Source organism: Phreatobacter sp. AB_2022a (assembly GCF_026847585.1).
Classification (GTDB): Bacteria; Pseudomonadota; Alphaproteobacteria; order Rhizobiales; family Phreatobacteraceae; genus Phreatobacter.
Genome location: NZ_JAPSET010000045.1, coordinates 44,531 through 56,409 on the forward strand (window position 1 = coordinate 44,531; position 11,879 = coordinate 56,409).

Annotated in this window: 9 protein-coding genes; 5 read left to right on the top strand and 4 right to left on the bottom strand. The window is 67.5% G+C overall.

Annotated elements, in window-relative coordinates:
• The first annotated feature begins 31 nt into the window (after positions 1-31).
• A complete protein-coding gene (locus tag OZ671_RS25520; protein WP_268863322.1) occupies positions 32-2,005 on the top strand; it encodes a potassium transporter Kup in 1,974 nt (657 codons plus the stop codon).
• 180 nt (positions 2,006-2,185) lie between these two features.
• Positions 2,186-2,623 (top strand): VOC family protein, encoded by a 438-nt coding sequence (locus OZ671_RS25525; RefSeq protein ID WP_268863323.1) that lies wholly within the window; start codon positions 2,186-2,188, stop codon positions 2,621-2,623.
• A gap of 69 nt (positions 2,624-2,692) precedes the next feature.
• Here OZ671_RS25525 and metH read toward each other — a convergent pair whose 3' ends face one another.
• The 3 genes from metH to OZ671_RS25540 are packed head-to-tail and all read right to left on the bottom strand — an operon-like array spanning position 2,693 to position 8,448.
• Positions 2,693-6,457, bottom strand: a complete 3,765-nt coding sequence (gene metH, locus OZ671_RS25530) for a methionine synthase (RefSeq protein WP_268863324.1) — start codon at positions 6,455-6,457, stop codon at positions 2,693-2,695.
• A 60-nt stretch (positions 6,458-6,517) separates the two neighbouring features.
• Positions 6,518-7,432 carry a methylenetetrahydrofolate reductase [NAD(P)H] gene (gene metF, locus OZ671_RS25535; RefSeq protein WP_038306700.1) on the bottom strand — a complete coding sequence of 305 codons (915 nt, stop codon included), beginning with the start codon at positions 7,430-7,432 and terminating at the stop codon, positions 6,518-6,520.
• On the bottom strand, positions 7,429-8,448 hold the full coding sequence (locus OZ671_RS25540; RefSeq protein WP_038306702.1) for a metalloregulator ArsR/SmtB family transcription factor: 1,020 nt from the start codon (positions 8,446-8,448) through the stop codon (positions 7,429-7,431). The genes metF and OZ671_RS25540 overlap by 4 nt, the downstream gene beginning before the upstream one ends.
• A 193-nt stretch (positions 8,449-8,641) precedes the next feature.
• Between OZ671_RS25540 and OZ671_RS25545 the strand changes: the two genes are divergently transcribed.
• From OZ671_RS25545 to OZ671_RS25555, 3 genes are all read left to right on the top strand, one after another.
• Positions 8,642-9,817 (top strand): PA0069 family radical SAM protein, encoded by a 1,176-nt coding sequence (locus tag OZ671_RS25545; RefSeq protein WP_103169246.1) that lies wholly within the window; start codon positions 8,642-8,644, stop codon positions 9,815-9,817.
• A gap of 227 nt (positions 9,818-10,044) precedes the next feature.
• Positions 10,045-10,662 carry a ribonuclease HII gene (locus tag OZ671_RS25550; RefSeq protein ID WP_103168754.1) on the top strand — a complete coding sequence of 206 codons (618 nt, stop codon included), beginning with the start codon at positions 10,045-10,047 and terminating at the stop codon, positions 10,660-10,662.
• Positions 10,659-11,225, top strand: coding sequence for a dihydrofolate reductase family protein (locus OZ671_RS25555; RefSeq protein ID WP_268863325.1), 567 nt, complete (start codon positions 10,659-10,661; stop codon positions 11,223-11,225). The genes OZ671_RS25550 and OZ671_RS25555 overlap by 4 nt, the downstream gene beginning before the upstream one ends.
• 59 nt (positions 11,226-11,284) lie before the next feature.
• On the opposite strand, the gene OZ671_RS25560 is transcribed toward OZ671_RS25555, so the two are convergent.
• Positions 11,285-11,879: uracil-DNA glycosylase (locus OZ671_RS25560; RefSeq protein ID WP_268863326.1), on the bottom strand; the 595-nt coding region annotated here is incomplete at its 5' end.

Consider the following 11,879-nt stretch of genomic DNA (forward strand, 5'->3'; position numbering starts at 1 on the left):
CAAAGCGCCCGGCCGTCTCAAGGTCTTATCCATGGCGAACGAAACGGCGGCAGCCGGCAATACGGTCCCGGCAGGTGTCGGCGACCCCGCAAAGGCGCCCCCCTCAGCCGACACGGCCCATGACAGCCATGTGCCGAAGGCCAGTTTCGCTGCTCTTTTCATCGGGTCCATCGGCGTCGTCTACGGCGATATCGGCACCAGCCCGCTCTATGCCTTCCGGGAAGCGCTGGCCGGCGCGCTCGGCCATCCGACCGCCCCGCTCGCCGCCATTCCACGCGAAACCGTGCTCGGCGTGCTGTCGCTGATCCTGTGGGCGCTGATCCTGCTGGTGACGGTCAAATATGTCCTGATCCTGCTGCGCGCCGACAATGAAGGCGAAGGCGGCACGCTCACCCTCATGGCGCTCGCCCAGAAGGCGCTCGGGCGCGGGCGCACCTTCATCGTCGTGATGGGCGTCATCGGCGCCGCCCTCTTTTACGGCGATGCCGCCATCACGCCGGCCATTTCGGTGCTGTCCGCCCTGGAGGGCTTGAAGCTCGTCACTCCGGTCTTCGACCCCTACATCCTGCCGATCACCACCGTGGTGATCGTGCTGTTCTTCGCGGTGCAGAGCCACGGCACAGCCCATGTCGCCCGGTTCTTCGGGCCGATCATGATGACCTGGTTCATCTGCATCGGGCTTGCCGGCCTCATCCACATCCGCGACGACCTCGGCGTGTTCTGGGCGTTCAACCCCGTCCACGGCGTGCATTTCCTCCTGACCCACGGCAGCCTCGGCCTGGTGGCCCTCGGCGCGGTCTTTCTGGCCGTCTCGGGCTGCGAGGCGCTGTTCGCCGATCTCGGCCATTTCGGCCGGCGGCCGATCCAGAATGCCTGGCTCGGCGTCGTCTTCCCCTCGCTCACCCTCAACTATCTCGGCCAGGGCGCCATGGTGCTGGCCGATCCCTCCACCGTGCAGAACCCGTTCTTCCTGCTGGTGCCGAGCTGGGGCCTGCTGCCGATGGTCATCCTCGCGACCATGGCCACGATCATCGCGAGCCAGGCCGTGCTGACCGGCGCCTTCTCGCTGTCGCGCCAGGCCGTGCAACTCGGCCTGCTGCCCCGTCTCAAGGTGATGTACACGTCCGAGGAACATGCCGGGCAGATCTACCTGCCCTTCATCAACTGGATCCTGCTGGTCGCGGTCCTGCTCCTGGTCCTGTCGTTCAAGACCTCCTCGCACCTTGCCTCGGCCTACGGCATCGCGGTCAGCGGCACCATGGTGGTCACCTCCATCATGGCCTTCGTGGTCATCCACCATGTCTGGAAGTGGAGCCTCCTGGCCACCGCGTGCCTGATCGTGCCGTTCCAGATCATCGAATGGGTCTTCCTCGGCGCCAACCTGATGAAGCTCATCGAAGGCGGCTGGGTGCCGCTCCTGTTCGGCGGCTCGATCATGTTCCTGATGCTGACCTGGCGGAAGGGAACGCGCATCCTGGCCGACAAGACCCGGCGCATCGAGGTACCCCTCGCCGATCTCATGAAGAGCTTCGAGAAGCGCCCGCCGCACCGCGTCCCCGGCACCGCCGTGTTCCTGACCTCGGAACATGCCTATGCCCCCGCTTCGCTCCTGCACAACCTCAAGCACAACAAGGTGCTGCACGAACACAACGTGTTCCTGGCGGTGAAGAGCGTCGGCACGCCGCGCGTTCCGGAGGGCGAGCGTGTCTCTTATGAGAAGCTCAACGACAGCTTCTCCAAGCTCGTCATCAAGTTCGGCTACATGGAGACGCCGCACGTGCCGAAGGCGCTGATCGCCTGCAAGAAGATCGGCGTGAAGTTCGACATGATGTCGACCTCATTCTTCCTCTCCCGGCGGCACCTCAAGGCCTCCGGCAAGCTCGGCATGCCGCTCTGGCAGGACTATGTGTTCATCGGCATGGCGGTCAACGCCAACTCCGCGACCGACTATTTCCACCTGCCGACCGGCCGGGTGGTCGAGGTGGGCACGCAGGTGACGATCTAGGGTCGCATCCCGCTCGAGGCGGTCGTCGAGCCGCTCGGACCGACGCGATTCACGGCTTGCTGCGCCCGCGCCTGGCCATGGATCGGCCATGGCATCGGGCATGCCGGAAGCGGCAACACCGGATGATCGCGCGCTAGAATGGGCCGCCGGCCGATTCCCTCAAGCGCAGCGAGACGCAGCATGACCAGCCCCCTGAGCCTCGAACTGACCCTCTTCGTCGAGCATGGCCGCGAGCGGGAGGCGGCAAATTTTTATGTCATGGCTTTCGGCGCGCGCGAAACGGCGACCTATCCGCGGACCGGAACGCCGATGGCGGTCGATCTGGAACTGGCCGGCCTCAAGGTCTCGGTGGCCGGCGCCAACCCCAATCGCGAGCGCGAGCCCTGGCGCGGCGGCCCCTTCTTCCCGAAGGCCGCCGGCGCGGTCGGCACCGTTTTCCGCCTCACGGTCGAGAACATCGACACGACGATGTCCGCGGCGACGACGGCGGGCGCCACGGTCCGGGACGCCATCCAACCCGATGAAACCGGCCGCCGGGTCGCAGCACTTTTCGATCCCTTCGGCCATATCTGGGCTCTCGCCGAACAGACGGGCTCCGCAGCGCGCCTTGCCGCATGAAAAAGCCGGGCCGTCGCGACGCGGCGGCCCGGCTGCACATGTCCCCTTTTTCGCTCCAGCCGGCCGGCGCTATTCCGCCGCCTCGCTCATCGAGCGCATCAGCGCGGGATCGTAGTTGAGCACCGGCGCCAGCCAGCGCTCGGCCTCCTCGACCGTCCAGCCCTTGCGCGCGGCATAGTCGACGACCTGGTCGCGCTCGACCCGGCCGACGCCGAAATATTCGCTGTCCGGATGGGACACATAGAGGCCCGAGACCGAGGAGCCCGGCCACATGGCACGACTTTCGGTCAGCTTCACGCCGATCGCCTTCTCCGCGTCGAGCAGGCGGAACAGCGTGTCCTTCTCGGTATGGTCGGGCTGGGCCGGATAGCCCGGCGCCGGCCGGATGCCGCGATACTGCTCGAGGATCAGTTCCTCGTTGGAGAGCTTCTCGTCCGGCGCATAGGCCCAGAGCTCGCGCCGGACGATCTGATGCATGCGCTCCGCCAGTGCCTCGGCGAGGCGATCGGCCAGCGCCTTGGTCAGGATCGCGTTGTAGTCGTCCTTCGCATCCTCGAAACGCCTGGCGAGTTCGTCCTCGCCGATGCCCGCGGTCACGACGAAGCCGCCGATCCAGTCGGCCTTGGTCCCCGACGGCGCGAAATAGTCGGAGAGGGCGATATGCGCGCGCTCGCGGCCTTCGCGCCGGGCGATCTGCTGGCGCAGCGTATGGAAAGTCGCGAGCTCCTGCCCGCGGCTTTCGTCGGTAAAGACCTTGATGTCGTCGCCGACCGCATTGGCCGGCCAGAAGCCGATCACGGCCCGCGCGGTCAGCCACTTCTCGCCGACGATCCGCTGCAGCATGACCTGCGCGTCCTTGAACAGGCCGCGGGCCGCCTCGCCCTGCTTCTCGTCGTCGAGGATGGCCGGATAGCGGCCCTTCAGCTCCCAGGTCTGGAAGAACGGCGTCCAGTCGATCGCCGAGACGAGATCGGCGAGATCGTAGTCCTCGAAGACACGCGTGCCGATGAAACGCGGCCGGGGCGGTTCGTAGCCGGCCCAGTCGAGCTTCAGGCTGTTGGCCCGGGCATCGGCCAGCGGCAGGCGCTGCTTGGTCTGCTCGCCGCGCAGATGCGCCTCCGCGATCTTGGCGTATTCCGCCCTGATGTCGGCGACATATTGAGGCCTGTTCTCGTTCGACAGGAGCGTCGAGGCGACGCCGACCGCGCGCGAGGCGTCGGCGACATAGACCGCCTGCCCACGCTCGTAGTTCGGATGGATCTTCACCGCGGTATGGACGCGGGAGGTGGTGGCGCCGCCGATCAACAGCGGCACCTCGTAGCCCTGGCGCTCCATCTCGGCCGCGACATGGCACATCTCGTCGAGCGAGGGCGTGATCAGGCCGGACAGGCCGATAATGTCGACCTGATGCTTTTTCGCCTCCTCCAGGATGCGTTGGGCCGGCACCATCACGCCGAGGTCGATCACCTCGTAGTTGTTGCACTGGAGCACGACGCCGACGATGTTCTTGCCGATGTCGTGGACGTCGCCCTTGACCGTCGCCATCAGGATCTTGCCGGCCGCGGGCTTGTCGACGAGGCCGAGATCACGCTTCTCCTGCTCCAGGAACGGCTGGAGATAGGCCACCGACTGCTTCATCACGCGGGCCGACTTGACCACCTGGGGCAGGAACATCTTGCCCGAGCCGAAGAGGTCGCCGACGACGTTCATGCCGTCCATCAGCGGACCTTCGATGACATGCAGCGGGCGGGCCGCCTGCTGGCGAGCCTCCTCCGTGTCCTGCTCGATATATTCGGTGATGCCGTTGACCAGGGCATGGGTGAGCCGGTCGCCGACCGGCTTCTCGCGCCAGGCGAGGTCGACGACCTTGGCCTCGCCCTTGCCGTGGCCGCGGAACTTCTCGGCGATCGCCAGCATGCGCTCGGTGGCGTCGGGACGCCGGTTCAGCACCACGTCCTCGCAGGCCTCGCGCAGTTCCGGGTCGAGGTTCTCATAGACCTGCATCTGTCCGGCATTGACGATGCCCATGTCCATGCCGCGCTTGATCGCGTGGTAGAGGAACACAGAGTGCATCGCCTCGCGCACCGGTTCGTTGCCGCGGAACGAGAACGAGAGGTTGGAGACGCCCCCCGAAATATGGGCATGCGGCAGGTTCTTGCGGATCCAGCCGGCCGCCTCGATGAAGTCGTTGCCGTAATTGTCGTGTTCCTCGATGCCGGTGGCGATCGCGAACACGTTGGGATCGAAGATGATGTCTTCGGGCGGGAAGCCGACCTCGTTGACCAGGATGTCGTAGGCGCGCTTGCAGATCTCGGTCTTGCGCTCGAACGTGTCGGCCTGACCCTGCTCGTCGAAGGCCATGACCACCACCGCCGCGCCATAGCGCAGCACCGTGCGGGCATCCGCCACGAACTTGTCGTGGCCTTCCTTCAGCGAGATGGAATTGACGATGCCCTTGCCCTGCAGGCGCTTCAGGCCCTCCTCGATCACCTTGAACTTCGAGGAATCGACCATGACCGGCACCCGCGCAATGTCCGGCTCGGCGGCGATCAGGTTGAGGAAGTCGATCATCGCCTGTTCGGAATCGAGGAGGCCCTCGTCCATGTTGACGTCGATGATCTGGGCGCCATTCTGCACCTGGTCGAGCGCGACCGCGAGCGCCGCCGTGTAGTCGCCGGCCGTGATCAGCTTGCGGAAGCGCGCCGAACCCGTGACATTGGTGCGTTCGCCGACATTCACGAACGGGATTTCGGGCGTCAGCACGAAGGGTTCGAGGCCGGAGAGCCTGAGGCGCGGCTCGATGGTCGGCAGCTTGCGCGTCTTGACGCCGGCGACCGTCTTGGCGATCGCGGCAATGTGGTCGGGCGTCGAGCCGCAGCAGCCGCCGACGATGTTGACGAAGCCGGCGGTCGCGAATTCGCCGACGAGCTCGGCCATTGCCTCCGGGCTCTCGTCATAGAGGCCGAACTCGTTGGGCAGGCCGGCATTCGGATAGGCGCAGACCAGCGTGTCCGCGACCTTCGACAGCGCCTGGATATGGGCGCGCATTTCCTTGGCGCCGAGCGCGCAGTTGAGGCCGATCGAGAACGGCCGGGCATGGCGCAGCGAATACCAGAAGGCCTCCGTCGTCTGGCCCGACAGGGTGCGGCCGGAAAGGTCGGTGATCGTGCCGGAGATCATCACCGGCAGCTTCACGCGCCTTTCCTCGAACACCTCATCGACCGCGACGAAGGCCGCCTTGGCGTTCAGCGTGTCGAAGATGGTCTCGATCAGGATGATGTCGGCGCCGCCGTCGACGAGGCCGCGGGTCTGCTCGGCGTAGGCCTCGCGCAGCTCGTCGAAGGTGACCGCCCGGAAGCCCGGATTGTTGACGTCGGGCGAGATCGAGGCGGTGCGGTTGGTCGGTCCGAGCGCGCCGGCGACGAAGCGGCGCCGGCCGTCGCGGCCCTCCGCTTTCTTGGCCGCCGCCTTGGCCAGGCGCGCGCCTTCGTAGTTCAGCTCATAGGCGAGGTGCTCCATGCCGTAATCGGCCTGGGCGATGGAGGTCGAGGAAAAGGTGTTGGTCTCGACGATGTCGGACCCGGCCTCGAAATATTCGAGGTGGATCGCCTCGACCACGTCGGGCTTCGTCAGGATCAGGAGATCGTTGTTGCCCTTGAGGTCATGGTTCCAGTGCGCGAAGCGTTCGCCCCGGAAGGCCGCCTCGTCGAATTTGTAGCGCTGGATCATCGTGCCCATGGCGCCGTCGAGCACCAGGATACGTTCAGCCGCCGCCTTGGTGAGGGCGGCGAGCACATCGGCTCCATTGGCATGGCGGGGCGGAAACTGGGTCATGTCGCGCACTCTGATGTCAGGCGGCAGTCGAACGGTAGAACTCGGGGATGCGGCGGCGGATCACGCCGCCGCGCGGGCCGTCTCGCCTTCGGGCCTCAGGCCCAGCAGGTGGCAGACGGCGTAGACGAGATCGGCGCGGTTCATCGTATAGAAGTGGAACTCGGTCACGCCGCGATCGACGAGGTCGAAGACCTGTTCCGCGGCAACCGCCGCCGCGATCAGCTTGCGCGTGGCCGGATCGCCTTCCAGCCCTTCGAAGCGGCGGGCGAGCCAGTCCGGGATGCTGGCTCCGGCGCGCGCGGCAAAGCCCGCGGTCTGCTTGAAGTTCTGCACCGGCACGATGCCGGGGACGATCGGGATGGTGATGCCCGCGGCGCGTGCCCGGTCGAGGTAGCGCAGATAGACCTCGTTGTCGAAGAAGAACTGGGTGATGGCGCGCGTCGCGCCGGCATCGACCTTGCGCTTCAGCATTTCGATATCGGTGTCGATCGAGCCGCTCTCGGGATGCTTTTCCGGATAGGCCGAGACCGAAACCTCGAAATCGCCGATGGCGCGGATGCCCGCGACCAGTTCGGGCGAGCCGTCATAGCCGCCGGGATGCGAGGCATAGGGCGTGCCGATGCCGCCGACCGGATCGCCGCGCAGCGCCACGATGTGGCGCACGCCGGCGGCCCAGTAGCCGCGGATGACGTCGTCGACCTCGCCGCGGGTCGCGGCGACGCAGGTCAGGTGCGCGGCCGGCTTCAGCTGCGTCTCGGCGATGATGCGCTGGACGGTCGCGTGGGTGCGCTCGCGCGTCGAGCCGCCGGCGCCGTAGGTCACCGATACGAAGGTCGGCGCGAGCGGCGCCAGCCGCTCGATCGATTCCCACAAGGTCGCTTCCATCTCCTCGCTCTTCGGCGGGAAGAACTCGAAGGACACTTTGAGCCGGGAGCGCGAGACGTAGCGGCTGGGCTTGTAGGAGGTGGACATCAGACAACCTCGACGGCTGGAACACCCGGCAGCGCCGGGGCATCGGTCACAAGACGGGGATCGCGGGCGACCCAGATGGAAACGGTCAGTTGCTCGCTGCCGCCATGGTCGGGCGCGAGCGTGCGGAAATCGGTCGGTTCGAGACCCGCCGCAGCAAGCCAGCCTTCGACCACCTCGCGCGCGAAGCCGAGGCGGCGATGCGCCTGCGTCTCGCGCAGGAATTCGAGTTCGTGCGGGGCGAAATCGATCACCACCAGCCGGCCGCCGGGGCGCAGCACGCGGGCCGCCTCGCGCACCGCGCGGGCGCCGTCGTCGAGGAAGTGCAGCACCTGGTGGATGATCACGGCGTCATAGCTGTCGCGCGGCAGGGCCAGGGCATAGATGTCGCCCGCCCTGACGGCGCAGTGACGGATGCCGGCCCGGTCGAGCGCGGCGCGCGCGAGGGTGAGCATTTCCGGATTGGCATCGATGCCGAGGCCGCGGTCGATCTCGCCTGCGAACAGTTCCAGCATGCGCCCGGTGCCGGTGCCGAGATCGAGCAGCGCCCGGACCGGCCGGCCCTCCAGCGCCTCCTTGACGGCACGCTCGACCCGCTCCTCGGCCACGTGCAGGGCGCGCAGCTTGTCCCATTCCGCGGCATGGCGGCGGAAGAAGGCCTGGGCCTCCTCGGCCCGCTTGGCGCGGACTTCGGCCAGGCGCTCGCGATCGCTCGCGAGAATCGGGTCCTCGGGATCGACCAGCGCCACCAGCGCCTGGACGGCGCGCGCGCCGGCACCCTCGCCGCTCGCGCGGAAGAAGGCCCAGGATCCCTCCTTGACGCGCTCGACCAGGCCTGCTTCCAGCAGCAGCTTCAGATGGCGTGAAATCCGCGGCTGCGACTGGCCGAGAATGTCGACCATGTCGGTGACCGTCAGTTCGGCCTCGGCCGCCAGCGCGAGCAACCTCAGACGCGTCGGCTCGCCCACCGCCCTCAGGACGGCGACACCATCGTCGAAGGAATGGGCTCTTGCGCCTGTCACGGGGCCCTCGCCTCCTCGGTTACATATAAAGATATCTTTATGCCCTTATTGCCAAACTGGCAAGCGCCATCCGTCGCCAGGGTCCGATCAAAGGATTTTGTTCCTGTTTGATCCCTCTTTGTTCTTGTTTCGATCGTTGGGCGATGGTAGCTCTCTGGGCATGGGACGCAGCACCGCACGGATCGACAAGAGCATGGCCGACAGGCTGAACGCCGGCGGTCTGGAAGCGGCTGCGGCCAATCTTTTCGGCCTGCGTACGGCCCGCGCGCTCGACGTCTCCGCGGGGGCGGGCGTCGGCGAGGAGCGCCGGCGCGGCCGCGGCACGCTGAGCAATGCCTCCGGCCGTTACGAAAGCCAGTCGCGCGAGGCGCTGGACGACGGCTGGGGCACGCTCGACGAGCTGCCGGAGCTGGCGACCACCGTGCAGGAGGAGAAGGCGCGGCGGATCATCACCCGCAACGACAGCCCCGATCTCTCCTTCGACCGGTCGATCAATCCCTATCGCGGCTGCGAGCACGGCTGCGCCTATTGTTTCGCCCGCCCGACCCACGCCTATATGGGCCTGTCGCCCGGGCTCGATTTCGAGACGCGCCTGTTCGTCAAGCCGAATGCGCCGGAACTCCTGGAGCGCGAGCTGGCGGACCCGGCCTACCAGCCGCGTACCATCGCCATGGGCACCAATACCGATCCCTATCAGCCGATCGAGAAGCGCTGGCAGCTGACCCGCCGCATCCTCGAAGTGCTGGAACGGACCAATCACCCCGTCGGCATCGTCACCAAGAGCCATCTGGTGACGCGCGACATCGACATTCTCTCGCGCATGGCGGCCAAGGGCCTTGCCAAGGTCGCCCTGTCGGTGACCACGCTCGACCGCAAGCTCGCCCGCTCGCTGGAACCGCGGGCGGCGACGCCGGCGAAGCGCCTGGAAGCGATCCGCATGCTCTCGGAGGCCGGCATTCCGACCGCCGTGCTGGTGGCGCCGATCATCCCGGCCGTCAACGATGCCGAGATCGAGCGGATCCTCGATGCCTGCTACCATATGGGCGCGCGCGAGGCCGGCTATGTCCTTCTGCGCCTGCCGCTGGAGATCCGCGACCTGTTCCGCGAATGGCTGGTCGCGCACCGGCCGGACGCGGCCCGCCACGTCCTGTCGCTGATCCGCGATACCCGCGGCGGAAAGGACTACGACGCGACCTTCCATGTCAGGCAGAAGGGCGTCGGTCCGCTCGCCTGGATGGTCGGTCGCAGGTTCGAGGTGGCCTCGCGCCGGCTCGGCTTCGGCAAGCGGCGGCTGCGGCTTGCCACCGAATTGTTCACACCTCCCGAGCGAAAAGGCCCGGATGCCGCGCGCCAGCTCAGCCTGTTCTGAGGCGCGGACGTCCCGGCGCGCGACCTGAAGCGGCATCTGAACCGGTTGAATCGGAATCTCGGCGCGCGCGCCCGGCCGAATCGTCTTGTGAACAACGCAAAACAAGTTGCTGACCGGACTCACATTCCGCCAAAAAGCTGAATCACAGTCCCGCGTCCTGCCGGCCGGCCGATCGGCAGCCCTGGCGGCCGCGGCGCCCTGCCGGATCAATCGAATTCCAAGTTGCCATGGCCCCGATCGTCCCCTCCTTCACCATCGAACAGCGTGCCCTGGCTCAGGGTTTCGGGCCGGTCGCCGGCATTGACGAGGCCGGCCGCGGGCCGCTCGCAGGCCCCGTGGTCGCCGCCGCCGTCATCCTCGATCCGGCGGCCATCCCCGACGGCCTCGCCGATTCGAAGGAGCTGGACGAGGCCGCGCGCGAACATCTCTATGCCGCCGTCATGGCCTCGGCATTGGCGGTCGCGGTGGCCTCCGCTTCGCCCGGCCGGATCGACCGGACCGACATCCGCAAGGCGACGCTCCACGCCATGGCGGCTTCCGTCCGCATGCTGGCGCTGCCGCCGCGCCATGTCCTTGTCGACGGCCGCGACGTGCCCGCCCTGCCGCTCGGCATGTCGGGCGAAGCCATCGTCGACGGTGACGCCCTGGTGGTCTCGATCGCCGCCGCCTCGATCATCGCCAAGGTCCATCGCGACCGGCTGATGCGCCATCTTGGTGCAATCCATCCCGAATATGGCTTCGAGCAGCACAAGGGCTACGGCACGCGCCAGCACCGCGATGCGATCGCCGTGCACGGGCCGACGCGCCACCATCGCATGACCTTCGGAGCACTCAAGGAACGATGAGCGAATCCGGCCAAGTTCCCGCCCCTCGCATTGCCGGCGCGCTGACGGTCAGCCTCGACGGATTTCTCGCGGCCGCTACCGACGGCATCTTCTGGCCGAGACCCTGCGCCGCCATCGATCCCGGGCACCGCCGGTTTCTCGACGCGGTGGGCACGGTGGTAATGGGGCGGACGACCTATGACCGCAGCCTCGCGGCATCGGGCGCCCCCGTCTTTCCCGGCCGCAACGTGGTGGTCGTCACCTCGACGCCGCTGAAACAGCCTGCGGAGCGCGCCAGCGCCTGGCATGACGCCCTGCCCGCTCTGATCGAGCGGCTGCGCCGCGAGTGCCGGGCGCGGCCGGCCCTGATCGTCGGCGGACCGCGCCTCAACAACGCCTTCATCGCGGCGGGCGCCCTCGACCAGCTCGACATCTTCGTCGTGCCCGCCCTGGCCGGGTCGGGCGTTCCGCTGAGCCACGGCCTGCCGGCCCGGGTGCGCCTCGATCTCGTCAGCTCCAAGGTCGTCGGCGACGGCGTGGTGCGGCTGCGCTATCGCCAGCCCGAGATGCGCCAGGCCGCATGACGGCGCCGGGCCATGGGTTCCTGGCGCCTTTCTCCGTAGCGGAGAAACGATAAAGGTCCCTAGCGCTCCAGCACCGCCTTGATGGTCAGCAGGTCGCGCCAGGCGAGCCGCTTGGCGATCGGGCTGCGCAGGAGATAGGCCGGGTGCAGGGTTGCGATCGCCTGGATCTGGCGCTCGCCGAGCTGATAGGGCTGCAGCCGGCCGCGCGACTTCATGATGCCCTTCAGCCCCATCAGGGTCTCGGTCGAGGGCGCGCCGACGCAAACCAGCAGATCGGGGTTCTTCAGCTCGATCTGCCGGCGGATGAACGGCTCGCAGATGGCGATTTCCTGCGGTGTCGGCGTGCGGTTTCCCGGCGGCCGCCAGGGAATGACGTTGGCGATGTAGGCGTTGGTGTTCCGGTCGAGGCCGATGGCGGCCAGCATGCGGTCGAGCAACTGGCCGGAGCGGCCGACGAAGGGCTTGCCGGCGAGATCCTCGTCGCGTCCCGGCGCCTCGCCGACGAACATCACGCGCGCCTGGCGCGCGCCGTCCTCGAACACGGTGCGCGAGGCGGTCGCCTTCAGCGCGCAGCCGTCGAAGGCCTCCAGAATGGCTTTCAGCGCATCGAGGTCGGTGGCCGAACGCGCCGCCTCGCGGGCTGCCAGCACCGCG

Bases quoted from the DNA above. Each gene is read 5' to 3' on its own strand.
- OZ671_RS25525 (WP_268863323.1), top strand. From the start codon at position 2,186: ATGACCAGCCCCCTGAGCCTCGAACTGACCCTCTTCGTCGAGCATGGC.
- OZ671_RS25545 (WP_103169246.1), top strand. From the start codon at position 8,642: ATGGCCGACAGGCTGAACGCCGGCGGTCTGGAAGCGGCTGCGGCCAAT.
- metH (WP_268863324.1), bottom strand. From the start codon at position 6,457: ATGACCCAGTTTCCGCCCCGCCATGCCAATGGAGCCGATGTGCTCGCC.
- OZ671_RS25555 (WP_268863325.1), top strand. From the start codon at position 10,659: ATGAGCGAATCCGGCCAAGTTCCCGCCCCTCGCATTGCCGGCGCGCTG.
- OZ671_RS25550 (WP_103168754.1), top strand. From the start codon at position 10,045: ATGGCCCCGATCGTCCCCTCCTTCACCATCGAACAGCGTGCCCTGGCT.
- OZ671_RS25520 (WP_268863322.1), top strand. From the start codon at position 32: ATGGCGAACGAAACGGCGGCAGCCGGCAATACGGTCCCGGCAGGTGTC.